Raw genomic sequence first — 24,622 nt, forward strand, 5'->3', positions numbered from 1 at the left:
GCCGCGGATATGACGGGGCAGGATGACCGCAAAGACTAAACGCCGTTACCCGCTGCTGCGTGCGGCGGCAGAACTCGCCAACGCCGCCAACGGCGTGCAACCCCTCGGCCGCGACGGCTACAGCACGCTGCCCGTGTTCGCGTTCGGCTGGCCCACGACCGAGGCCGCGCCCCTCTACCTGGCCGCCTCGATGCTGGACGCCGCCCGGCGCGGCCTGCGCGGCGACTTCCGCGGCGCGCGGGGACGAATCGCGTTGGCGCTGACCGCCGTCGCGTGGGCGCTGCTTGGCCTGATCATGTACCGCAATGTGAAGTCGCGGCCCTATTTCGAGGAGCCGCTACGCGAGGCGCTGGGCGACGACTACGAGGCGATCGCCGCCAGGTCGCAGCCCGCGCGGCGGCGCCGCCTGGTCGGTATCCCCCCGAACGAACTCGTCCGGCGCCGCTACGTCGAACGGGCCGACACCGTGCAGTACGGCCCGCACGGCCGCCTGAACCGGGCCGACATCTGGCGCCGCTCCGACCTTCCCCGCGACGGCAAGGCCCCCGTGCTGCTGCAGGTGCCCGGCGGCGCCTGGGCGATCGGCATGCGCCGGCCGCAGGCCTATCCGCTGTTGAGTCACCTGGCCGAGCGTGGCTGGGTGTGCGTGTCGATCGACTACCGGGTCAGCCCGCGCAACACGTGGCCGGCCCACATCGTGGACGTCAAGCGAGCGTTGGCCTGGATCAAGGAGAACATCGCCGACTACGGCGGCAACCCGGATTTCGTTGCGATCACCGGTGGTTCGGCCGGCGGCCACCTCTCCTCGCTGGCGGCGCTGACGCCCGACGACCCGCAATGGCAGCCCGGCTTCGAGCAGGTCGACACGTCCGTCGCCGCCGCGGTTCCGATCTACGGCCGCTACGACTGGGTGTCCGCGAAAGGCTCCGGTCGCCGGGAGTTCATCGCGTTCCTGCAGAAGTTCGTGGTCAAGAAGCGCATCGCCGAGCACAAGCAGGTCTACGTCGACGCGTCATCGATCATGCGGTTGAGGCCCGATGCGCCACCGTTTTTCGTGCTGCACGGCCAGGACGACTCGATCATCCCGGTCGGCGAGGGCCGTGAGTTCGCCGAGGCACTGCGCGCGGTGTCGGACTCCACCGTCGCGTATGCGGAGATCCCGCACGCCCAGCACGCGTTCGACTTCTACGGCTCGCCGCGGGCGCACTACAGCGCGCAGGCGGTCGAGACGTTCCTGTCCTGGGTGCACACCAAGTACACCGAGAACGCCGCCACCCCGCAGGCCGACGCCGCCCAGCGCTGACGTGGCCCCGCGCTCACGCCATCGCGGACTCGACGACCGTCAGCTGCTCGGAAAGCCCTGCCGCGCGGCGGATCTCGACAAACGCCTCGACCATCGCGTCGGTCAGCTCGTGTGGGTCCGCCAGCGTGGCGCCGTCGGAGAGCACGGAGATGTTGAGCTGATCGACGTAGCTCCACACGGTGATGTTCAGGCCGCTGCCGGTGGTGAGCGGGCCGACGGAGTAGATCTCGGTGACCAGCGCGCCGCCGACCCGACCGTGCTCACGCGGGCCTGGCACGTTGGAGATCGGCAGGTTGAGCACCTTGTTCTGGCCGTCCTTCTCGGCCAGCTTGGCGAACAGCCGTTCGGCGGGCGCGGGCGGGAAGTAGGCCGACCACCGGCTCACCAGCTCCGGCCCCATCAGGTGGTGGGTCTCCTTGGCGTCCGTCGCGGCCTCGTGCACCGCACGCACCCGCTCCACCGGGTCCTCGAGCTGAATGGGCACCACCATCATCACGCCGGTGAAGTAGTTGCCCGAGATGCGGTCGGGTGAGAAGTCGAAACTGACTGGCACAGAGGCCAACAGCGGATGGTCGGCGTGTCCGTCGTACATCAGCGACAGCTTGCGCAGCGCACCCGCCGAGATCGCGAGCACCATGTCGTTGATCGTCACGCCGAGGTGCTTGGCCGTCTCCTTGACGTCGGCGAGGCAGAGCGTCGCGGTGGCGAACCTGCGCTGCGCGTCGACGCGGTGGTTCATGAACGAGGGCGGCGGGGTGAACGGCCTGGTGAGTTCGGGCGAGAGCTTCTTGCTGCTCTTGCGGACCCGCTGGATGCCCTGCGCCGTATAGCGCATGACGCCCGGTAGCCGGCCGATCTGGCGCATGTGGTCGGCGAAGGCCGTCCGCACCAGCTCGGCCTTGCCGGGTGCGGGATCGGTTGCGTAGGAGTCGCGTTCGCCCTGCGGCCCGGTCTGCAGGTCCATGCCGCGCGCCAGCAGGTTCGCCGATGCCACCCCGTCGGCCAGCGCGTGGTGGATCTTGCCGAGCACGGCGATGCGGCCTCCTGCCAGACCCTCGATGAAGTACATCTCCCACAGCGGCCTGCCGCGGTCCAGCGGGGTGCCGGCGATCCGGCCGACCGCCTCGTCGAGCTGCCGACGGCCACCGGGACTGTCGACCCGATAGGGGCGCACGTGGTAGTCGAGGTCGACTTCGCAGTTCTCCCGCCACATCGGATGGTGGAACTTGAACGGGATGTCGACCAGTTCGTACCGGAACGGGTCGAGCTTGTGCAGCCGGCCGTGGATGACCCGGCGGAACTCGTCGATGCCGAACCGGCGGTCACCCAGTTCGGACAGCTCGATGACCGCCAGCTTGAGGGTGTGCATGTGCACCGTCGGCGTCTCGCTGTACAGCAGCACGGCGTCCCAGCCGCTGAGCCTCTTCACCTCGCCACCCCCTCTCCGGAGGTGCCTATATAACCTCTTTGGCGCCGATCAGCGTTCGGTTTCGGTGAATCTGGTTGAGGAACAAGCCGATTGCGGTCGTCGTCGAACCGGTCCTGGCCCCGTCGATCATGTCGAAGCCGTGGCCCGCGCCCGGCAACTCGATGTAGCTGACCACCGACCGGGAGACGCCGCGCAGCCGCTCGACGAAGGAGCGGGCCTGCGCGACCGGGATGACGCTGTCGCCGGTGCCGTGGACGACCAGGAACGGCGGTGCGTCGGGGTGGACCCGTGCGATCGGCGACGCCTTGCGGAAGACGTCGGGGTGCTCGGCGAGCCTGCGCTTGACCACCACGCGTTCGAGGAAGTCGACGAACCGCACCCGCTCGACGGTGGAGCGGTCCTCCCAGCAGTACCGGCCGTAGATGGGGATGACCGCGTCGACAGACGTATCGGAGCCTTCCGGCAATTCGGCCTGCAGCTCCGGGTCGTTGGGGGTCAGGCCGGCCAGCGCCGACAGGTGCCCGCCGGCCGAGGTGCCCGCGATCGTGACGAAATGACGGTCGCCGCCGAACTTGTCGACGTTGGCGCGGGCCCAGGCGATCGCGGTCTTGACGTCGGTGAGGTGGGCGGGCCACGGGTGGTGCGGGGCCACGCGGTAGCCAATGGACAGGCACACCCAGCCCTTCTGTGCGAGGTGCGACATCAGGGCGTAGCCCTGCAGCAGGCGGCTGCCGTGCACCCACGCGCCGCCGGGCACGAAGATCAGCACGGGCGCGGGCTCCGACGGCAGTTCCTTGGGCCGCCACACGTCGAGCAGTTGGGAGGGCCGCGGGCCGTACTGCACCGACGTCCGGTAGACGCTGCGCCGGTGCTGGCGCATGTTCCACAACGGTGGCAGCGGTTCAGGCGCCGGCCAGTCGATCGCGAGGTCCTTGGCATTGACGACGCCGCGCAGCGCGGCCTCGGTCACGGCGTTCGTGCTGTTGCGTTCGGATCGCTTCAGTTCGGCGTTGCCCGGGCTGAACCACGACTTCGCCGTCGCGTTGAGGACCTCGGGCAGATGACGGTAGCCCCAGACGCCCATCGCGGTCGCAGCGCCAAGCGGCCTAAGGTGTTTCCCGATCACCGGCAGCGACGCCGAGGCCACACCCATCGCCATGATGTAGTCCGACGGACCGGCGTTCAACAACCACCGCGCACGCGTCCAAGAGGTCGGTCCGGGATACCGGGGCTCCGGTCGTTGGGACATGGCGCGAGCGTACCCCCGAGGTCCGTGCCGCAAGGACAACATTCGGCGAAGTGTCTACTTGTGACTTTTTCGCGGTCCGGATGTGACGGCCTCCCGCCGTACCGTGACCTGCGCATTGGGGCTAGCGTGACAGGACGAGCGCCAACTGTAAGCCGAGCGAATGAGGACTTCCACCGTGAGTAAGTCAGCCCTTGCCATCACCGAAGAGCACATCGACCTGGCCGATTCCGCGTTCGGCCAGCTCAGCAGGGTCAACAGCCGGGCGGCAGCCCGCGCCACCCTGGACGGCGGGCCGTGTCATCCGCAACAGATCTGGACCGCCGCGGCCGAGCTGGGCTGGACCGGTCTGGCCATCGCCGAGGAACACGGCGGATCGGGGTTCGGCCTCGCCGAACTCGCGGTGGTGCTCGAGGCACAGGGCCACGAACTGTGCCCCGGTCCGTTCCTGCCCAGCGTCGCCGCAGCGGTGGTGATCGACCGGTGCGCTTCGGATTCGGTTCGCGCACAAAGCCTTCCCGGTCTCGCCGACGGGAGCATCGTCGGCGCGCTCGCCGTCTCGGGCAGCGTGACCGTCGGTTCGGACGGGACGCTGACCGGTGAGTGCCCCGCCGTGCTGGGCGCCCCGGACGCGGACCTGCTGGTCATCGTGGCGGGGGACGACGTCGCGGTGGTCGACGCCAGCCAAGAGAACTCAGCGGACGGGGTCACCGTCACGGCGCTGGAGTCGATGGACACCACGCGCAGCATCGGATCCGTCGCATTGCGCGGCGTGGCGGTGGCCGACGATCACCTGCTGCGCGGCGCCGCGCGCAAGGCGCGCACGGTGTTTCGCATTCTCGCGTCGGCCGAGGCGGTGGGCGTCAGCTGGGCGGCTCTGGAGATGGCCGTCGACTACGCCAAGGTGCGCGAGCAGTTCGGCCGCACCATCGGCACCTTCCAGGCGGTCAAGCACCACGCGGCCAACATGCTGGTCAACGCGGAGGCGACCACGGCGGCGACGTGGGACGCGGCGCGCGCCGACGATCTGGACAGCGCGTGGTTCGCCGCCGCGGTGGCCGCGTCGCATGCGATCCGCACCCAGATCTTCAACGTGCAGAACAATATTCAGCTGCACGGTGGCATCGGCTTCACCTGGGAGCACGATGCCCACCTGTACCTGCGGCGCGCCCGCACCCTCGCCGCGCTGATGGGCGAGGGTGCCGACCCCCTGCTCGACGTCGTCGAGGCGCAGCGCAGCGGCCAGGCGCACGGCGCGTCGTTCACGCTGCCGCCCGAGGCCGAGCAGTTCCGCGAGCACGCCCGCGAGGCCGTCGCCACATTGCGCTCGCTGCCGTCCGAGGACCAGCGCGACTTCCTCGTCGACTCCGGCTATCTCGTCCCGCACTGGCCCAAGCCGTGGGGCCGGGCCGCCGACGTGCTCGAACAGCTCGTCATCGAGGAGGAGTTCGGCGGTGTGGAGCGGCCTGACATGGGCATCACCGGCTGGGTGACGCTCACGATCGCCCAGGCCGGCACCGACGACCAGCGCGAACGCTGGGTGGAACCGGTGCTGCGCGGCAAGGTGATGTGGTGCCAGCTGTTCTCCGAACCCGGCGCGGGCTCCGATGCGGCCGCGGTGCGCACGTCGGCCAAGAAGGTCGACGGCGGCTGGCGGGTGACCGGCCAGAAGGTGTGGACCAGCCTGGCGCACATGTGCCAGTGGGGCCTGGCCACCGTCCGCACGGACCCCGACGCGCCCAAGCACGCGGGCGTGACGATGATGGCGATCGACATGAACGCCGAAGGGGTGACGGTGAATCCGCTGCGCGGCCTCACCGGGCACGCCCACTTCAACGAGGTCTTCTTCGACGATGTGTTCGTGCCCGACGCCGATGTCGTCGGCGACGTGAACAAGGGCTGGCTGGTAGCCCGCGCGACGCTCGGCAACGAACGCATCTCGATCGGCGGCGGTTCCGGAGGCACCACCGGGTTCGGCGCCGAGGACCTCATCAAGCTGCTCGACAACGCACCGGCCGAGTCGCGGGCGTACTACGTCCGGCGGGCCGGCGAGGTGATCGCGGAGACACACACGCTGCGGCTGCTGAACCTGCGGCGGGTGACTCGCGCGATCGCAGGTTCCGAGCCGGGGCCCGAGGGCAACGTGACCAAGCTGCTGGTGGCCGAAAGCGGTCAGCGGATGACCGAGTTGGCCATGGAACTGGCGGGGTCGGCGGCCGTCGTCGGGCAGACTCCGACGCTGACGCAGGCCTATCTCGGCAACCGGGCGATGACCATCGCGGGCGGCACCTCGGAGATCACCCGCAACACGATCGCCGAGCGGATCCTCGGCCTGCCCCGCGACCCGCTGCTCAAGTAATACTGGTCCGATGCCGCCCAGCGACTTCCACCCCGACCTGCGCCGCATCGCGCGCTACATCCCCAAGCAGGTCGTCACGCCCGTGACGCTTCCGATGATCCGCCTGGTGACCCGCCAGATGTGGCGGCGGGTACCCAAGGACGTCGAGGCGCTCACCCTGTCGTCGGGCGTCGGCGTGCGACTGTTCCGGCCGTCGAGCAGCCCGGGAAACGGTCCCGCGCTGCTGTGGATCCACGGCGGCGGTTACGTCATCGGCCATCCCGGCCAGGACGACGAACTGTGCCGCCGGTTCGCCAGGGAGCTCGGCGTCACCGTGGCCTCCGTCGACTACCGGTTGGCACCCGAGCACGCCTATCCGGCGCCGCTGGAGGACTGCTACTCGGCGCTGACCTGGCTGACGGCGCTGCCGTCGGTGGACCCCGGCCGGGTCGCGATCGGCGGCGCCAGCGCGGGCGGTGGCCTGGCGGCGACGCTCGCTCTGCTGGCCCGCGACCGCGGCGAGGTGACGCCTGCGGCCCAGTTGTTGGTGTATCCGATGCTCGACGACCGCACCGTCGACCGTGCCAGCCTGGACCATCCCGGCCACCGGCTGTGGAACCAGTCCAGCAACAAGTTCGGTTGGTCGGCCTATCTCGGCGACGCCGACCGCGACGTCGCGGTGCCTGCCCGGCGGACGGACCTGGACGGGCTGCCGCCGGCATGGATCGGCGTCGGCACGCTGGACCTGTTCCACGACGAGGACCTCGCCTACGCCGAGCGCCTGCGCGCCGCGGGCGTGCCGTGCGAAGTCGAGGTGGTCGAGGGGGCCTTCCACGGGTTCGACGGCATCGTGCCGAAAGCCGAGGTCTCGCGATCCTTCTTCGACAGCCAGTGCGCGATGCTGCGCCGCACGCTGGCGCCGGCGGCCGCCTGACTCAGCCCCGCTCGTACACCACGTCGCCGGCGATGACCGTGGCGGCGACCAGACCGCAGTCCAGCCCCTCCAGCACCTCGGTGGGCGGTGCGGCGAGCACCGCCAGGTCGCCGGGCTGACCGGGCGCGACGGTGCGCTGACGCGTCGGCTGTCCGGCCGTCCCGAAGAACATGCCCAGCGCGACCGGTGGCGAGATGCGCTCCTCGGCGCCCAGCAGCGCGCCGCTGCGAGTCCTGCGGTGCACGGCCGCGCGCATCGCCCGCCACGGGTCGTCGTCGCCGAACGGCATGTCGGTGGACAGAGCGACGGGCACCCCGGCACGCAGAAGCGAAGCCACCCGCCACAACTCGCGCTGTTCGGGTGCGGGCACGTCGTGCAGGTACTGGTCGCCGCGCTCGGCGACGAAGTTCGGCTGGGTGACCACCGTGACCCCGGTCGATGCCAGCTCCGCCACGCTGTCGTCGGGCACGACCGCGGCGTGTTCGATGCGGTCGTGCGGGTGGGCGCCGGTGCTCTGCAGCGCCGCCAGGGCGATGACGAGCTGGGCGGCGGTCACGCAGTGGACGGCCACGGGCGCATCGTCGGCGTGCCGCTCGGCGACCCACGCGGTGAGATCGTCGAGGTCGAGTTCGGTGTCGTGCAGGATGCGCTTACCGGGCGCAAGGCAGTGCACCCGCTGCCGCAGTTCCCCGTGCCGGTGCGCCTCCATCAGTTTGACGATGTCGGCGCCGTCCAAGTCGGGCGTGGCGTCGGTGATACCGGTGACACCGTGCGCACAAAGCCGTCGGCTGACCTGCTCGAGCTTGATCTCGGTGCGCTGCAGCGCATCCGACCAGGACCGGTCGGCGCTGCGGAGCCGTCCGTCGGCGTGGTCGGCCAGGCCGACACGGGCAAGGCCGAGGGAGTTCAGCGTCCACAGCACGCCGCTGCGGTGCTGCACGCGAACCGGAGCCGGCGGCGACACCTCGTCGAGCACGGCACGGTCGAGGGGTCCCGCAACGGCCTCGTGGTAGCCGACCGCCCGGATCCACCCGTCGTCACCGACCTGCGCGGTGGCCAGCGCGCGGGCCAGTTCCGCGCGGTCGTGCACCTCGGCGGGGCCGACGCGGGTCGACGTCAGTGCGGCGGCGGCCGCGCGCAGGTGGACATGGTGGTCGTGGATGCCGGGGATCACGGTCTTGCCCGCGGCGTCGTAGACCTGTTCGCCGGCCAGGGGGGCGAGCCGGTCGGCCACGGTCACGATCCGTTCACCGACGCGGATGTCGACCGCCGCCCCGTCGAGCAGCGTCGCCCGCTGGATCAGCACGCCGCGAACCGCCGCCGGGCGATCAGGTCGTCGACGGCCTCGTTGTCGGCGCCGAGTTCCGCGGCGGGCGCCGATGTGTCCGGCGTTGCCGTGCAGGCCGTATCACCGCTCACCGGCTGCTCGGCGTAGGTCGCGGCGACGGCCGCCATGGACATCTCGATGAGCTCACCGCCGCCGCTGCGAAGCGACTGCGCCACCGCGAGCGCGGCTTCCAGGCCGGTCAGCGGGTCCGCGATCGCGTCGCCGCAGAACGTCGGGTCGTCGGCGGTTCCGCAGACCAGTCCGCCGGACACCGCCGCGTCGTCGCCGAAGGCGACCCAGTTCGCGCGCTCGCCGTCGGTGCCGTGGCCGGTGATGCGCAGCCACACGCGACCGTCGCGGGGCGCCACGTCCGTCCCCCCGAGGTTGCGGCGCGTCAACGCGGCGGGCCGCGACGACTCGATCACCACGTCGGCGACCTCGAGCAGAGCGCGCACGCTCACCGGGTCGGCGAAATCGGCCGCGTAGGAGAGCTTGCCGGTGTTGAGCCAGTCGAAGACGGCCCGCGGTCCGCTGCGGGCGCCGTCGGGCCGCGTCGTGCTCTCGACCTTCACGACGGTCGCGCCTGCGCGTGCCAGCAGCCGTCCACACAACGGTCCGGCCCACATGGCCGACAGGTCGGCGACCAACAGGTCCGCGGGTCCGCGGGTCGTCGTCGCGGCGCCGAACGGGTAGACGCGCGGCGGCTCCGCCGGTGTCTCGGCGAGCGCAGCCACGGGCAGGCCGAGTAGCCGTGCGCGCTCGGTCACATCGGCGGCATCGCTGTCGGCGACCCAGGCCTGCACCGCGGTCCACACGTCGTCGACCCGGTCCACGCCGAGCAGTGCGGGCACCGCGTCGACGTCGTCGGCGCGGGAGAGCGTCAGCGCGCACCACCCGTCGCGGCACGGCATGAGCCGCGTCGCACCGCCCGCCGATATCCGTCCCCGCGGTGCCATGTCGAGGAGCGCGGCCCGCCCGCCGATCAGCTCGTCGGCCTCGACGTTGACGCCGGTGAAGACCTCGAAGGCGTCGGCGACCCGCCGTGCCCGGGAGAGCACAGCGCTCGGGACGACCAACGACGTCACGACTCCATTGTGCTCAGTACTGCAGCGCGGTGTACCGCCAGTCCAGCACCGGCCGTTCCGGCTCCCCCGCCGCGGACACGATCGAGCGCAGGCTCAGCACACCGCCACGGCCGCCGGACAACGGGGTCGCGGCCTCCACGTGCAGTTCGCTGTAGAGGGTGTCGCCTTCGTACACCGGCCCGGTGTGGTCGCACGATGCCCAGCCCAGCACCGTCACCAGGTCGGGGAGCAGGCGACAGGCCTGGGCCAGCGCCAGGCCGATGGTGTGCCCGCCGTACACCAGCCGTTGCCCGCCGACCCGCGAATCATGGTGCGTGGCGGCGATGTTCAGCGACAACCGGGCCAACTCGGGTGCACTGCTCACCACGTCGGCGCTGCTGTGCAGCACCGTGCCCGTCAGCGTCGGATCGAACCGCGCGCCCCTGACCCTGGCGCGGTAGGCATCGGCGTCCCAGGCCGCGGTCGGATCCGGTGTGGGTGGGGAAGCGGCGCCGACCGTCGACAGGTCGTCGCGGTGGCCGGTATCGGTGGCACCGTCACTCAGCGGCAGCATCGCGCACCGGTAGAAGTCGAGGACCAGCCGGCCCACGTCGTCCACGGTGGTCATGCGCAGTGCCGCGAGACCCGTCGCCGCGCGGCCGGGCTTGGCCGAATTCTGCTTCAGACCAACCACTTCCGTCCTGGTGAACAGGGTGTCGCCGATCACCGGGAACCGGTGGAAGGTCAGGCCGCGGTAGAACAGGTTGGCCTTCACCCGCTGAGTCACCAGCGTCGTCTGGCCGATCGCCACATCGCACACCAGCGCCGGATGCGCCAACGGGCCCGTCGCACCGGTGACGGCCGTCGCGAGACCGGCGTCCAGGGCCAGGTGCAGGCGGTCGCCGATGATCGACTGGTGCACGGCCGCCGCGCCCGCGGTCAACGTCATCGCGGGTGCGGTGTCGAAGACCTGACCGACCTCTAGGTCGTCGAAGTACGGTCCGCTCACGGCTGCCATGCTGGCATTTGGCCGTACAAAGTGTCAATATGGCCGGATAATGACTGACGAAGAGGCCATGCTGGTCGAGACCGTGCGCGCGTTCATCGACCGTGACGTCAAACCCCGGGTTCGCGAGGTCGAGCACGCCAACACCTACCCCGAGGCGTGGATCGAGCAGATGAAGCAGATCGGGATCTACGGCCTGGCGATTCCGGAGTCCTACGGCGGGTCGCCGGTGTCGATGCCGTGCTACGTCGAGGTGACCCAGGAGCTGTCGCGCGGCTGGATGAGCCTGGCCGGGGCGATGGGCGGGCACACCGTCGTCGCCAAGCTGCTCACGCTGTTCGGCACCGAGGAGCAGAAGCGCCGCTACCTGCCGCCGATGGCCACCGGCGAGGTGCGCGCGACGATGGCGCTGACCGAGCCGGGCGGCGGCTCGGACCTGCAGAACATGGCGACGACGGCGGTGCCGTCCGAGGGCGGCGGACTCGCGATCAACGGCTCGAAGACCTGGATCTCCAATGCGCGCCGCTCCGCGCTCATCGCGCTGTTGTGCAAGACCGATCCGACTGCCACGCCGAGGCACCGCGGCATCTCGGTGGTGCTCGTCGAGCAGGGCACGACCGGGTTGTCGGTGTCGCGGGATCTGCCCAAGCTGGGGTACAAGGGCGTTGAATCGTGCGAGCTGGTCTTCGAGGACTGCCGCGTGCCCGCCTCGGCGATCCTCGGCGGCGAGCCGGGCAAGGGGTTCTCCCAGATGATGAAGGGCCTCGAGACGGGTCGGATCCAGGTGGCGTCGCGCGCACTCGGCGTCGCGACCGCCGCGCTGGAGGATGCGCTGCGCTACGCGCAGGACCGCGAGAGCTTCGGCCAGCCGATCTGGAAGCACCAGTCCATCGGCAACTACCTGGCCGACATGGCAACCAAGCTGACGGCGGCGCGCCAGCTGACCCGGTATGCCGCCGAACGCTACGACAGCGGTGAACGCTGCGACATGGAGGCGGGGATGGCCAAACTGTTCGCCTCCGAGGTCGCGATGGAGATCGCGTTGAACGCGGTGCGCATCCACGGCGGGTACGGCTACTCAACGGAGTTCGACGTCGAGCGCTACTTCCGCGACGCCCCGCTGATGATCGTCGGCGAGGGCACCAACGAGATCCAGCGCAACGTGATCGCCTCGCAACTGGTGGCCCGGGGCGGTCTGTAGTGAAGGCCCCTCCGGCGTATCAGGCCCTGCGCGAGCAATTGCGCGACGAGATCGCGGCGGGGCGGTACGGCGACGGGGTGCGGTTGCCGACGGAGTCGGAACTCGTTGCGATGCACGGGTTGTCGCGGCAGACGGTGCGACGGGCGTTTCAGGATCTGGTCGCCGAGGGGGTGGTGTACCGGGTGCCGGGCCGCGGCACGTACGCCAGCGACCCGGGCCGGCGGTACCTGCGCCAGCTCGGCTCGATCGAGGATCTGATGAGCCTGTCCGACGACACCACGATGGAGGTGCTCAGCGGGCTGCGCAGGCGGGTCGACGTCGACGCGGCCAGCAGGCTGCGCCTCGACGACGACATCGTCTACACGGTGGTGTTCCGCCGGCTGCACGGTACGGATCCAGGCGTGCCGTTCGTGTCGACGACGGTGCACCTGGTGCCGTGGGCGGCGGCCCTGGTGTTGCCGAACCTCGGCGACGGTTCGGTGGGCACGCAGACGGTCATCGGCCTGCTCGAGCCGCTGCTGACCGAGCCGATCGCCGAAGCGGCACAGTCGATCACCGTCGCGCCCGCCGCCGCCGACGTGGCCGACGCGGTCGGTTGCGGGCTCGGCCATCCGATGCTGCGGGTGGACCGGCTGTACTCCGATGCCGGTGGCCGGCCCGTCGAGTTGTCGGTCAGCCACTTTCTGCCCGAGCAGTACACCTACCGGGTCACGTTGCGCCGCTCGGACTAGCGATGTCGTCGATCAGGCCCCACCGCTGGGCGGTCGGTGCGTCGATGGTGCGTCCCGACAGCACCAGAAAAGCCGTGCGCCACCGGCCGATACGGCGGGTGATGCTGACGGTGCCGCCGGCGCCGGGCAGCAGGCCGAGACTGAGTTCCGGCAGGCCGAACACGGCGTCGGCGGTCGATCGGACATGCCCGCAGAACGCCGCCATCTCCAATCCGCTGCCCAGCACCCGGCCGTGCACCTCGGCGCGGCAACGATCGCCGAGGCGCCCGGCCAGTTCGGCGAGGACCAGTGCCGGGCTGTGGCGGGTGCGTGCGAGATGCGCGCTGGCCGGGTCGACGAACGAGCCGAACTCCGCGAGGTCACCGCCGCTGCAGAACGACGGACCGGTGCCGGACAGCACCACCTCGGTGACCGACGGGTCCAGGCGGGCGACCTCCAGCGCGTCGAGCAGGGCCGCGCGGGCGTCGGTGGAGAACGCGTTGTGGCGCTGGGGGCGGTTGAACCGCACCAGCAACGAGTCGTCGATGCGGTCAACCAGTACGGGTTCGACGAGCGCAGGAACCTCCGCCGGGCCGCGTCCCGCGAGCCAGCGCGCGAACTCCGGACCGGACTGCAGCGTCGAGTACGCCAGCGACTCGGTGATCAGACCGGCGAACGCCGGTGCGTCGGGGTCGACGGCGCGCAACACGTCGTCACAGATCGCCGCGGCGAGCGGCCACCGGTCACAGCGCTCCCGAAGCTCGTCGACCGCGTCGGCCACCGAAGGCACCGTGACGACGCGCCGGTCATCACCGTCGCGTTCGGACAGCGTGAAACTCGCATCGTCGGATGGTGTTTCGATCGCGACGGTGATGCCCGCGGCCAGCTCGACTGAGTTCATGCCGATCACGAGTACTTCTTGATGAGCTCCTGCTTGTACAGCTTGCCGGTGTCGGTGCGCGGCAGCTGAGCCTCGAACGAGAGCGACCGCGGGCACTTGTAGTGCGCGAGCCGGTCACGCAGCCACGCCAGCAGCTCGTCGCCGAACTCACCGGTGGCGTCGGCCGGGTCAACGGTCTGCACCACACCCTTGACGCTCTGGCCCATTTCGTCGTCCGGAACGCCGAACACCGCCGCGTCCAACACCTTCGGGTGCGTGACCAACATGTTCTCGGCTTCCTGCGGATAGATGTTCACACCACCCGAGATGATCATGTGATGGCGACGATCGGTCAGGTAGAGGTAGCCCTCCTCGTCGAGATAGCCGATGTCGCCGACGGTCATCCAGCCGTGCGTATTGCGTGACTTCGCCGTCTTCTCGGGGTCGTTGAGGTACTCGAAGGTGTTACCGCCCTCGAAGTAGATCTCGCCCGCCTCACCGGGTGGCAGCTCGTTGCCGTCCTCGTCGACGATGTGCACGGCGCCCATCATCGGCTTGCCGACCGAACCGGGGTGCGCCAGCCAGTCTTCCGCGCTGATCAGTGTCGAACCGTGCGCCTCAGAGGAGGCGTAGTACTCGTCGACGATCGGCCCCCACCAGTCGATCATCTGCTTCTTGATCTCGACCGGGCACGGCGCAGCGGCGTGGATGACCCGCTTGAGGCTGGACACGTCGTACGAGTTGCGCACGGACTCCGGGAGTTTGAGCATCCGCGTGAACATCGCGGGCACGAACTGCCCGTGCGTCACGCCGTAACGCTGGATCGCGTCGAGTGCGCCCTCGGGGTCGAACTTCTCCAGCACCACGGTGGTGTAGCCCGCGGACTGCACCGTCATCGACCAGACCGACGGGGCCGTGTGGTACAGCGGGGCGGGGCTCAGATAGACCGAGTCGGGCTGCATCCACACCGCGACCAGCATCGTCATCAGGCCCGGCGCTTCGGCGGGCGGCAGGTGCGGCAACTCACGCTTGATGCCCTTGGGCCGGCCGGTGGTGCCCGACGAGTACTGCAGCAGATCGCCCTCGATCTCGTCGGCGATCGGTGTTTCGGGTTGGTCCGCAACGCATTCGGGGTACCGCTGCCACCCGTCGAGATCGGCGTCGGCGATGAGCAGCAGCTCGGGCAGGCCGCGCGGCAGCTCGGCTGCCAGGCCCTCGAGCGTCCTGTGCAGGGCGGCCGACCCGATGATGCCCTTGGCGTTGCTGTTGTCGAGGATGTACGCCGCCTCGGCGGCCGTGAGGTGCGTGTTGATCGGCACGTAGTAGAGCCCGCTGCGCCTGGCCGCCCACATCACCGTGTGAAAGTGCTCGTTGTTCTCCATCAGGATCGCGACGGTGTCGCCCTCCGCGAGCCCGGCCTGCCGGAAGTGATGGGCCAGCCGGTTCGCGCGCGCTTCCAACTCACCGAAGGTCACCACGACGCCTGACGGATGCATGATGACGGCGGGCTTGTCGGGGGTGGCCTCGGCATGTTCGCGGATCTGCATGTGCTGACTTTACGACGCCGCGAATTGACAGGTGTCAAGTGGGTGGGTGTCACTTCACGAACAGACGCGAAAACCCCCGAAAGGTGCGCGATTCGGAGGCTTTTGCGTCTGCTCGCGAGCTACTCGGCTTCGGCCAGGCGGTGCTTCAGGGCGTCGAACTCGTCCTTGATGCCGGTCGGCAGCTTCTCGCCGACGAACTCGAACCACTCCTCGATCTGCGGAATCTCCTGGCGCCACTCCTCCACGTTGACCGCCAGCGCGGCGTCCACGTCGGCGGCATCAACGTCAAGACCATCGAGATCCAAGTCCTCGGCGGTCGGCACGGTGCCGATCGGGGTGGTGCGTCCGCCGGCCCGGTGCTCGATGCGGTCGATGATCCACTTCATCACGCGGCTGTTCTCGCCGAAGCCCGGCCACAGGAAGCGGCCGTCGTCACCGCGGCGGAACCAGTTGACGAAGAAGATCTTCGGCATCTTCGACTCGTCGGACTCCTTGCCCAGCTTGATCCAGTGCGCGAAGTAGTCGCCGACGTTGTAGCCCAGGAACGGCAACATCGCCATCGGGTCGCGGCGCACGGTGCCGACCTTGCCCTCGGCGGCCGCGGTCTGCTCCGAGCCCATGGTCGCGCCGATGAAGACGCCGTGCTGCCAGTCGCGGGCCTCGGTCACCAGCGGCACCGTGGTCTTGCGGCGCGCGCCGAACAGGATCGCCGAGATCGGCACGCCCTGCGGGTCGTCCCACTCGGGGGCCAGCGTCGGGCACTGCGACATCGGGGTGCAGTAGCGCGAGTTCGGATGCGCGGCCTTGCTTTCGGTCTCGCGCAAGATCCAGTCGTTGCCCTTCCAATCGATGAGGTGATCGGGCTCGCCTTCGAGGCCCTCCCACCACACGTCGTTGTCGTCGGTCAGCGCGACGTTGGTGAAGACGGTATTGCCGGCCTCGATGGTCTTCATCGCGTTCGGGTTGGACTTCCAGTTGGTGCCCGGCGCGACGCCGAAGAAGCCGAACTCCGGGTTGACCGCGTACAGGCGGCCGTCCTTGCCGAACCGCATCCACGCGATGTCGTCGCCGATCGTCTCGGCCCGCCAACCGGGGATGGTCGGCTGCAGCATCGCGAGGTTGGTCTTGCCGCAGGCCGAGGGGAACGCCGCGGCGACGAAGTACGCCTTGTTCTCCGGCGAGATCAGCTTGAGGATCAGCATGTGCTCGGCGAGCCAGCCCTCGTCGCGGGCCATCGCCGAAGCGATGCGCAGCGAGTAGCACTTCTTGCCCAGCAGCGCGTTGCCGCCGTAGCCGGAGCCGTAGCTCCAGATCTCGCGGGTCTCGGGGAAGTGGGTGATGTACTTGGTGTCGTTGCACGGCCAGGGCACGTCCTTCTGGCCGGGCTCCAGCGGCGCGCCGATCGAGTGCAGCGCCTTGACGAAGAAGCCGTCGGTGCCCATCTTGTCCAGCGCGGCCTTGCCCATGCGCGTCATCGTGCGCATCGACACCACGACGTATTCCGAGTCGGTGATCTCGACACCGAGCTTGGGGTCCTCGGCGCCGAGCGGGCCCATGCAGAACGGCACCACGTACATGGTGCGGCCACGCATACAGCCGCGGTACAGGTCGGTCATGATGCCGCGCATCTCGGCCGGGTCCATCCAGTTGTTGGTGGGGCCGGCGTCGATCTCGTTCTCGGTGCAGATGAAGGTGCGCGACTCGACGCGCGCCACGTCCGACGGGTCCGACAGCGCCAGGTAGGAGTTGGGCTTCTTCTCGTCGTCAAGCTGCCGGAAGGTGCCCGCGTCGACCAGTTGCTCGCACAGGCGCGCGTTCTCCTCGTCGGAGCCGTCGGCGAACACCACGCGATCCGGTTGCGTCAGCTCGGCGACCTCCCGGACCCAAGCGAGCAGACCTTCATGCTTCGTCGGTGCGGTGTCCAGACCTGGGATGGTCGCTGCGGTCATCAAAATCTCCTGTGTATCTGTCTGCCAGGACTCGAAGAATCCGTGTGCACCGGCCAAACAGGAATCAGGCGGCGCCGCGGTCTCCCTGTACAGAGGTTAACGCGGGTGAGATACCCGCGGTGAATCGGGACTATGTCCGATCACTCACAGGAACGATTCAGAAAACCCGCTTCCGGGGGTTATCGGGGTACCGATGCGTCTTCGATGCAGACCTCCGGGGCGGCCAGTTCGCTGCGCACGACCTCGAGTGCGCGCTGCAGCGACGGCAGCCGCCGGTCCCGCGTGACCGCGGCCCGCGCGGTCTGGGTGGCATGCGCGCGCAGTTCGGCGTCGATGTCGGCTACGCGGTCCTCGGCCGTGGCGCTCTCCCGCTCGTCGCGAGCGGCGGCCGCCGAGGTCAAGGCGGTCTCGGCGGCCAGCACGCGGGTCGCGACCCGTTCCTCGAGTGCCGACTTCAGGGTGGTGGTCACCTCGGTGACCCACCGGTCCAGCACCGCCCGGTCGTGCAGCAACCCGCGGATGCCCACCACCCACACGGTGAGCACCAGCCCGACCAGCCCGCCGGCGACCAGCCCGCCGACCGAGGGGCCCGAAGCCTGCCCGGCGAACAGCCGCGTCACCAGGAGCGCCACCCCGAGCCCGAATCCCGCCCCGAGGATCGTCGTCAGCTGGGTCTGGAGCCGCCGCGACTGCAGCGGCGGTGGCGCGATCTCGGGCGGCGGCGGCGGTGCGGGGACCGGCGCGGCGGGCAGACCGAGCTGGCCGGCCGCATCGCCGAGTTGCTCGGTGATGCCGTCATCCACCTCCAGCGCCACGGCAGCGATCCGCTCGCGCACCCGCGGCTCGAATCCCCGCAACCGCCCGCGCGCCAGCTCGGAGGCGTCCTCGGCTAGTTCGGCGCGCACGGAGCTGCACCGATTGCGTGCGAAGTAGCCGAGCTGCACACGCGCCTGCTGGATCTGGCTGCGCAGCGCGATGGTCCGCTCCGATCTGGCGGTACGACGGCCGCGGACAATGTTCTCGCGGGTCCTGTGCAGCGTCGCCACCCGCGCCTGCCGATCGACGCCCTCACCCTCGCTGCGGTAGCGGTCCATCACCGTCCGCAGGTGAGACTCCCACGCGCGCAGCCGGTTTCGTTTGTGCAAGTCGGGTTCGGCCATCCGCTGCCGCAGTGCGCCGACGAGTTCGTCGACGCGTGGCTCGCCGAGGTCGGGCGCCGCGGCCGCACCCACCCACGCCACGTGCGCGTACCGCGGTGACCGCGCCGCCAGCCGCGTGCGGTCGGCGGCCAGCACCTCGCGCCAGTTGCGGTGCGCGTCGATCTTCGACACCACGCCGATCACCAGGTCGGTGTTGCCTGCGGCCAGATCGACCAGCGCACAGTCGGATTCGCTCAGCGCGGACGCTGCCGACACCACGAACACCACCGCGGCGGGGGCGTCGGCCCGGCTCAACTCCTCGACGAAGACGCACTCGGGTATGCGTTCCCGCAGTGCGGTGAGCACACTCGTGGTGCCCGCCAGCCAGGGTCCGGTCACCAGCACGACGTCCCGGGTGCGCACGGCGGGCGGGCTGAGTTCGGGACCGATCGTGGCGACCATGGCATCGACTGCCGCCACGTCCGCGGCGCTCACCGGTCCCGCTCCAGCAGCCGCAGCGAGCCACGCGTGATGTCGGCCGCACAGGCCCGGTGCAGCGGACCGACGGGCCCGCGGCCGTACCGCCGCCAGTGCACCGCGCGCCGGAGGTGAGCCGCCGCATCGTCACCCCTGTCGACGCGCACCCCGGCGGCTTCCACGACGTGCACGGCGGCGGTCATGACCGCCAACACGGTGGTGTCGGTGCGCAGGAAGGCGGTCAGCCGGTCGTCGCCGGATTGCGTGGCCAGCGCCCGTAATTCGATGACTGCCGTCCGTATCCGGCGATAGTGCAGCGGTGCGGCCGCGGCGTCCACCTGCTCGACGACCCGATCGAGCCCACTGAGCCGGCGCATGTGACCCGACAGCGCACCGGCCGCGACTCCGCCGTCGAGGGCCAGCACCGCATGCGCGATGCCGAACCGGTCCAACGTGGCGATGAGGCGTTGCCGCACCGGTGCGCTCACCGGGTGCGGGCCCGCGACGAAGGCGTCGGCCGACGACAGGTCGGCCGGCGCATTCCGCAGGGTCCGCAGCGCCCCGATCAGCTCGTCGTCGAGGGCGACGTCGGCGAGCAGCGCGATCATCGGAACGGTGGGGACCCCGGTCACCGCGCGGTAACCGGCGGCGCGGCGGTGCGCCACCACCACGGGTCCGCCGGTCCCGGATCCGGTGGTGTCGGCCTTGTTGAGCACGACGACGGCCGGGCCCGAAAACCCGTCGAGCAGTGCGCGGTCCTCGGGTTTGAGCACCTCGGCGATCACCACCACGCCGACGTCGGCCGCCGCGGGATCCGTCGTCACCGCCACGCCCGCGCCGGCCAGCGCGGCGGCCACCGTGCCGCGACCGACGCCGTCGCGACCCCGCACCGCGACGCGGATCGGAGCGGTGACGCGCCGGACAACCGGCGTCACTCGTCGATCGCACGCGTCGTCGACGAAATCCGTGAGCACGTCGGCGAAATTCACAAGGCCTGCCCGGTCGGGACCACGGCGCCGCATCGGACCACCAGACGATGGTGGCAGCTTCCCGCGCCTGGTGCGAGCCGTCGGGTCGCGGTCTGGGGACAGATCCGGCCAGTACCAGTGGTAGGCAACTGTTGGGTATCAATATGTAACACGATGCGGGTACTCATCGGTCGATGAGCGACCATGGACGGATGCATCTGCCCGGGTCCGACGTCGCCGACGTGTCGGCTGCGGGCCCCGACGTCCTCGCCGAGAGCCAGCACCGGCTGCCGCGGGTGACCAGCTTCCGCACCCGGCGCACCACGCTGTCCCACGCTCAGCAGGCGACATGGGACCGACTGTGGCCGGAGATCGGCATGCACGCACGCGATACCGACGGCCCCGCTCCCCGGCTGGACACCGAGGCGTGGTTCGGCCGCACCGCGCCGGTGGTGCTGGAGATCGGCTGCGGCACGGGCACCTCGACGCTGGCCATGGCCCAGGCCGAGCCGGACATCGACGTCGTCGCCGTGGAGGTGTACCGGCGCGGGCTGGCTCAGCTGCTGTCCGGCATCGACCGCGCGGGCGTGACGAACATCCGCCTGGTCCGCGGCGACGGCGTCGACGTGCTCGAGCACATGTTCGGCCCCGACTCCCTGACCGGGGTGCGGGTCTTCTTCCCCGACCCGTGGCCCAAGGCCCGTCACCACAAGCGCCGGCTGCTGCAGCCGGCCACCGTCGCGCTGATCGCCGACCGGCTGCGCCCGGGCGGGATCCTGCACGCGGCGACCGACCACGCCGGGTACGCCGAGCACATCGCCGAGGTCGGGGACGCCGAACCGCGGTTGCGCCGCGTCACCTCCACCCATGGGCTGCCCATCTCGGTGCAACGGCCCGTCACGAAGTACGAGAACAAGGCGCAGCATGCGGGCAGTGCCGTCACTGAACTGCTCTGGGAGAAGCCATGAGCCTCACTGAAGACATCCAGCACGTCGGGGACGTGACGCCCCCGCCGCCGGCGGCCGCCGACGCGACGGCCCGCGTGCTGCTGGTCTGGGACGCCCCCAACCTCGACATGGGCCTCGGCTCGCTCCTCGGTGGCCGGCCGACCGCCGCGCACCGCCCGCGGTTCGACGCCCTGGGCCGGTGGCTGTTGTCGCGCACCGCCGAGTTGTCCACCCAGATCGGGGCCGCGGCCGGGCCTGTCTCGCTGGAGCCGGAGGCCACCGTGTTCACCAACATCGCCCCCGGTAGCGCCGACGTGGTCCGGCCATGGGTGGAGGCGTTGCGTAACGTGGGTTTCGCGGTGTTCGCGAAGCCGAAGATCGACGAGGACAGCGACGTGGACAGCGACATGCTGAACCACATCGCGCTGCGGCGCAGCGAGGGACTGGCCGGCGTGCTGGTCGCCTCCGCCGATGGTCAGGCGTTCAAACTGCCGCTGGAGGAAATCGCCCGCGACGGCATTCCGGTCCAGGTGCTCGGATTTCGCGAACATGCGAGCTGGGCGCTAGCGTCGGATACCTTGGAGTTCGTCGACCTGGAGGACATTCCTGGTGTTTTCCGGGAGCCGCTACCGCGGATCGGACTTGATTCGCTGCCCGAGCAGGGGGCATGGCTGCAGCCATTCCGGCCGCTGTCCTCGCTACTGACCTCGCGCGTCAACAACTGAAATGCGCGAAAGTCGCCTAGAAATTTTGTGGACGTAAGGAGCTTACGTGTTCGCCTGGTGGGGTCGAACGGTGTACCAGTTCCGATACGCGGTTATCGGAATCATGGTGGCGCTGTGCCTTGGTGGCGGCGTGTACGGGATCAGCCTCGGGGAGCACGTCACCCAGAGTGGCTTCTACGACGAGGGCAGCCAGTCGGTGGCCGCCTCGATTGCGGCCGACAAGGCCTACGGACGAGACCGGACCAGCCACGTCGTCGCGATCCTGACGCCGCCTGACGGTAAGAAGGTCGACGATCCGGACTGGATGAAGAAGACCACCGACGAGCTCGACAAGCTGGTGGCCGACAATCCGGACCAGATCGAGGCCTGGGTGGGGTGGCTGAAGGCACCCACCACCACCCTCGCGACGGTCCAGCAGATGAAGACCGAGGATCTCTCGAAGACGTTCGTCAGCATCCCGCTCAAGGGCGACGACGACGACTCGATCCTGAAGAACTACCAGGCCGTCGAACCCGACCTGCGGGCCATCAACGACGGCAACATCCAGCTCGCCGGCCTCAACCCGCTCGCGAGCGAGCTCACCGGCACCATCGGCGAGGACCAGCAGCGAGCCGAGGTGGCCGCCATCCCGCTGGTGTGCGTGGTGCTGTTCTTCGTGTTCGGCGGTGTGATCGCGGCGGCCCTCCCGGGCGTCATCGGCGGCCTGACCATCGCGGGCGCGCTGGGCATCATGCGGCTCTTCGCCGAGTTCATGCCGGTGCACTTCTTCGCGCAGCCCGTCGTCACGCTGATGGGCCTCGGCATCGCGGTCGACTACGGCCTGTTCATGGTGAGCCGGTTCCGCGAGGAGATGGCCGAGGGCTACGACACCCAGGCCGCCGTGCGCCGCGCCGTCATGACGTCGGGCCGCACCATCATGTTCTCCGCGGTCATCCTCGTGGCGTCGTCGGTGCCGCTGCTGCTGTTCCCGCAGGGCTTCCTGAAGTCGATCACCTACGCGATCATCGCGTCGGTGATGCTCGCGGCGATCCTGTCGATCACCGTTCTGCCCGCTGCGCTGGGCATTCTCGGCCCGAGGGTGGATGCGCTCGGAGTGCGTTGGCTGCTGAAGTTCACGCAGCCGAATTCGCCAACGCCCGTCACCGGCAACCCGCGCACCAACACATTGGCGCTCGCCTCGATCCCCGCGGGCCTGCTGCTTCCACCCGTCGGTATCGCGCTGGGCCACATCGCGCGCAAGCGCATCAAGGAGACCGGCGAGCAGGGCGCTCAGTTCGCGCTCATCGGGTTGATCCTCGGTTACATCACGCTGCTGGGCGGACTCGCGTACGGCGTGAGCGCGCTGAAGGATGCCGACGTCATCGGAACCGCGCTGTACTGGGTTCTGCTCGGCATCGTGATCTTCGTCGCCGTGGTCGTCGCCGGCGTGACGCTCGCGCGGTTCGTCCCGATCGCCCACAAGCCGATCGTGTGGTGGCTGAACTGGCTCGCGGAGAAGACACAGAAGACCAAGACGCGCGCCGAGGTCGAGAAGGGCTTCTGGGGCAAGCTGGTCAACGTCGTGATGAAGCGTCCGGTCGCCTTCGCCGCACCCATCGCGATCGCGATGATTCTGCTGATCATCCCGCTGGGCCAACTCGCGCTCGGCGGCATCAGCGAGAAGTACCTGCCGCCCGACAACTCTGTCCGGGTCGCGCAGGAGGACTTCGACAGGAGCTTCCCCGGGTTCCGCACGGAACCGCTGACGCTGGTCATCCAGAACACCGACGGCCAGCCGGTGACCGATCAGCAGATCGCGGAGATCCGCAGCGAGGCCCTGGCCATCCCCGGCTTCATCGAGCCGGACGGTGACCCGTCGAAGATGTGGCAACCGCGCGGCGGCGAGTCGAGCGACCCGTCGGTCCGCGTCATCCAGAACGGCCTCGTCGACCGCAACGACGCCGCGAAGAAGGTCGCCGAACTGCGGGCGATCACCCCGCCGCGCGGCCTGACTATCTCTGTCGGTGGCACACCGGCTCTGGAGCAGGACTCGATTCACAGCCTGTTCGACAAGCTGCCGCTGATGGTCACCATCCTGATCATCACCACGACGATCCTGATGTTCCTGGCGTTCGGCTCGGTGGTGTTGCCCATCAAGGCCGCGGTGATGAGCGCGCTCACGCTCGGGTCGACGATGGGCGTGCTCACGTGGATGTTCGTCGAGGGGCACGGCGCCGGCCTGATGAACTACACGCCACAGCCGCTGATGGCGCCGATGATCGGCTTGATCATCGCGGTGATCTGGGGTCTGTCGACGGACTACGAGGTGTTCCTGGTGTCCCGCATGGTGGAGGCGCGCGAACGCGGCCTGTCCACCGCCGAGGCGATCCGGATCGGCACCGCGACCACGGGACGGCTGATCACCGGCGCCGCGCTGGTCCTCGCCGTCGTCGCGGGCGCATTCGTCTTCTCCGACCTGGTGATGATGAAGTACCTGGCGTTCGGCCTGCTGATCGCGCTGTTGCTGGATGCGACCATCGTCCGAATGTTCCTGGTCCCGGCGATCATGAAGTTGCTCGGCGACGACTGCTGGTGGGCGCCGCGCTGGATGAAGCGGATCCAGGAACGGCTCGGCCTGGGCGAGACCGAGCTGCCCGACGAGCGCAAGCGGCCCGCGGTTCGGGACTCCGTCGAGGACGAACGCGCGCTGGTCGGTGCGGGCGCACCGGTGCCGCCTCGCCCGTCTGAGAGGCCCCGGCCGCCGCACGATCCGACGCATCCGGCGGTCGAGGGCTCGTCTCGGCCCGGTGCGACGCGGGTGGCCGTGCCGCCGCGTGCCAGTGGTCCGTCCGTCGCGGGGACGACGCGCATCCCGACCGCGCAGCCGCCCGCTGCGCCCTCCGACGAACCGCAGACCACGCGGTTGTCGAGCGCGAAGAACGCCGTCCGCAACGCGGTCACCAACGCCGCCGCCGCAACGCGGCACGCCGCCCGGCCGCCCGCCCCGCCGGCACGCCCGCGGGAGGAACGCGAGATCGAGTCGTGGCTCGGCGAACTGCGTGGCAGCGGTGCGCCGCCGCCTCCGGCGCCGCAGGGACGCCCGTCGGGCGACGCGACCAGGGCGATGCCGGTGGGGACCCCGCCGGAAGGCCGGGCACGGGGTCCGCGTCCGGCACGGCCCGCTCCGGACAGCGAGCCGACGACCGCGATTCCGACACCGCGGCAACAGGGCACCCCGCCGGAAGGCACGGCAGATCCGGATGCGACCACGGCCATCCCGACGCCGCGCAAGCTGGGGACCACGCCGGACGCCGAGGCCGCGACCGAGAAGCTCAACACGCGCGAGGACGAGGAGCGCAAGCGCCGCGGCGGTGGGGTCAGCGCGCAGGATCTGCTGCGTCGCGAGGGCCGGATCTAGGCCCGCGGCCAGCCCGCCCGTCGGCGAACGTAACG

The 24,622-nt window shown here is 69.9% G+C and carries 18 protein-coding genes; 8 read left to right on the forward strand and 10 right to left on the reverse strand.

What is annotated here, in order from left to right:
* Window positions 1-22: 22 nt before the first annotated feature.
* Entirely contained in the window at window positions 23-1,303 is a 1,281-nt protein-coding gene (locus ABGB19_RS12085; RefSeq protein ID WP_347686173.1) for an alpha/beta hydrolase, read from the forward strand.
* A 13-nt stretch (window positions 1,304-1,316) separates the two neighbouring features.
* On the opposite strand, the gene ABGB19_RS12090 is transcribed toward ABGB19_RS12085, so the two are convergent.
* The gene (locus tag ABGB19_RS12090) at window positions 1,317-2,732 is read right to left on the reverse strand and encodes a wax ester/triacylglycerol synthase family O-acyltransferase (RefSeq protein ID WP_347686174.1); all 1,416 of its coding nucleotides are present in this window, start codon (window positions 2,730-2,732) and stop codon (window positions 1,317-1,319) included.
* 25 nt (window positions 2,733-2,757) lie between these two features.
* Window positions 2,758-3,981, reverse strand: a complete 1,224-nt coding sequence (locus tag ABGB19_RS12095) for an alpha/beta hydrolase (protein ID WP_347686175.1) — start codon at window positions 3,979-3,981, stop codon at window positions 2,758-2,760.
* 175 nt (window positions 3,982-4,156) lie between these two features.
* Here ABGB19_RS12095 and ABGB19_RS12100 point away from each other — a divergent pair, with 175 nt between their 5' ends.
* Both ABGB19_RS12100 and ABGB19_RS12105 read left to right on the forward strand, forming a co-directional pair.
* The gene (locus tag ABGB19_RS12100) at window positions 4,157-6,337 is read left to right on the forward strand and encodes an acyl-CoA dehydrogenase (protein ID WP_347686176.1); all 2,181 of its coding nucleotides are present in this window, start codon (window positions 4,157-4,159) and stop codon (window positions 6,335-6,337) included.
* A 10-nt stretch (window positions 6,338-6,347) separates the two neighbouring features.
* Window positions 6,348-7,250 (forward strand): alpha/beta hydrolase, encoded by a 903-nt coding sequence (locus ABGB19_RS12105; RefSeq protein WP_347686177.1) that lies wholly within the window; start codon window positions 6,348-6,350, stop codon window positions 7,248-7,250.
* Window position 7,251: 1 nt separating this feature from the next.
* On the opposite strand, the gene ABGB19_RS12110 is transcribed toward ABGB19_RS12105, so the two are convergent.
* From ABGB19_RS12110 to ABGB19_RS12120, 3 genes are read right to left on the reverse strand one after another with little or no spacing between them, the layout of a single operon-like run.
* Window positions 7,252-8,556, reverse strand: a complete 1,305-nt coding sequence (locus ABGB19_RS12110; RefSeq protein WP_347686178.1) for an amidohydrolase family protein — start codon at window positions 8,554-8,556, stop codon at window positions 7,252-7,254.
* Window positions 8,550-9,662 (reverse strand): CoA transferase, encoded by a 1,113-nt coding sequence (locus tag ABGB19_RS12115; RefSeq protein WP_347686179.1) that lies wholly within the window; start codon window positions 9,660-9,662, stop codon window positions 8,550-8,552. Before ABGB19_RS12115 ends, ABGB19_RS12110 begins: the two co-directional genes overlap by 7 nt.
* 13 nt (window positions 9,663-9,675) lie before the next feature.
* Window positions 9,676-10,659 carry a MaoC family dehydratase gene (locus ABGB19_RS12120; RefSeq protein WP_347686180.1) on the reverse strand — a complete coding sequence of 328 codons (984 nt, stop codon included), beginning with the start codon at window positions 10,657-10,659 and terminating at the stop codon, window positions 9,676-9,678.
* 40 nt (window positions 10,660-10,699) lie between these two features.
* Between ABGB19_RS12120 and ABGB19_RS12125 the strand changes: the two genes are divergently transcribed.
* Together ABGB19_RS12125 and ABGB19_RS12130 are read left to right on the forward strand one after the other, a co-directional pair.
* On the forward strand, window positions 10,700-11,848 hold the full coding sequence (locus tag ABGB19_RS12125; protein ID WP_347686181.1) for an acyl-CoA dehydrogenase family protein: 1,149 nt from the start codon (window positions 10,700-10,702) through the stop codon (window positions 11,846-11,848).
* Complete coding sequence (locus tag ABGB19_RS12130; RefSeq protein WP_347686182.1) at window positions 11,848-12,579, forward strand: GntR family transcriptional regulator; 732 nt, start codon at window positions 11,848-11,850, stop codon at window positions 12,577-12,579. Before ABGB19_RS12125 ends, ABGB19_RS12130 begins: the two co-directional genes overlap by 1 nt.
* Here the strand turns inward: ABGB19_RS12130 and ABGB19_RS12135 are convergent.
* From ABGB19_RS12135 to ABGB19_RS12155, 5 genes are all read right to left on the reverse strand, one after another.
* Window positions 12,557-13,459, reverse strand: a complete 903-nt coding sequence (locus tag ABGB19_RS12135) for an enoyl-CoA hydratase/isomerase family protein (RefSeq protein WP_347686183.1) — start codon at window positions 13,457-13,459, stop codon at window positions 12,557-12,559. The two genes, ABGB19_RS12130 and ABGB19_RS12135, sit on opposite strands and share 23 nt — an antisense overlap.
* A 5-nt stretch (window positions 13,460-13,464) precedes the next feature.
* Complete coding sequence (gene fadD4 / locus ABGB19_RS12140) at window positions 13,465-14,985, reverse strand: fatty-acid--CoA ligase FadD4 (protein WP_347686184.1); 1,521 nt, start codon at window positions 14,983-14,985, stop codon at window positions 13,465-13,467.
* A 119-nt stretch (window positions 14,986-15,104) separates the two neighbouring features.
* Window positions 15,105-16,934 (reverse strand): phosphoenolpyruvate carboxykinase (GTP), encoded by a 1,830-nt coding sequence (locus ABGB19_RS12145; RefSeq protein ID WP_347686185.1) that lies wholly within the window; start codon window positions 16,932-16,934, stop codon window positions 15,105-15,107.
* A 179-nt stretch (window positions 16,935-17,113) separates the two neighbouring features.
* On the reverse strand, window positions 17,114-18,568 hold the full coding sequence (locus tag ABGB19_RS12150; protein ID WP_347686186.1) for a hypothetical protein: 1,455 nt from the start codon (window positions 18,566-18,568) through the stop codon (window positions 17,114-17,116).
* Window positions 18,565-19,485: a hypothetical protein gene (locus ABGB19_RS12155; RefSeq protein ID WP_347686187.1), complete on the reverse strand. Its 921-nt coding sequence runs from the start codon at window positions 19,483-19,485 to the stop codon at window positions 18,565-18,567. Before ABGB19_RS12155 ends, ABGB19_RS12150 begins: the two co-directional genes overlap by 4 nt.
* Before the next feature lie 227 nt (window positions 19,486-19,712).
* On the opposite strand from ABGB19_RS12155, the gene trmB reads away from it, so the two are divergent.
* From trmB to ABGB19_RS12170, 3 genes are read left to right on the forward strand one after another with little or no spacing between them, the layout of a single operon-like run.
* Window positions 19,713-20,486, forward strand: a complete 774-nt coding sequence (gene trmB / locus ABGB19_RS12160) for a tRNA (guanosine(46)-N7)-methyltransferase TrmB (protein WP_347686188.1) — start codon at window positions 19,713-19,715, stop codon at window positions 20,484-20,486.
* On the forward strand, window positions 20,483-21,190 hold the full coding sequence (locus ABGB19_RS12165; protein ID WP_347686189.1) for an NYN domain-containing protein: 708 nt from the start codon (window positions 20,483-20,485) through the stop codon (window positions 21,188-21,190). Before trmB ends, ABGB19_RS12165 begins: the two co-directional genes overlap by 4 nt.
* 46 nt (window positions 21,191-21,236) lie before the next feature.
* Entirely contained in the window at window positions 21,237-24,587 is a 3,351-nt protein-coding gene (locus ABGB19_RS12170) for an MMPL family transporter (RefSeq protein ID WP_347686190.1), read from the forward strand.
* Window positions 24,588-24,622 lie beyond the last annotated feature (35 nt).

Source organism: Mycobacterium sp. B14F4, from assembly GCF_039871645.1.
GTDB lineage: Bacteria > Actinomycetota > Actinomycetes > Mycobacteriales > Mycobacteriaceae > Mycobacterium.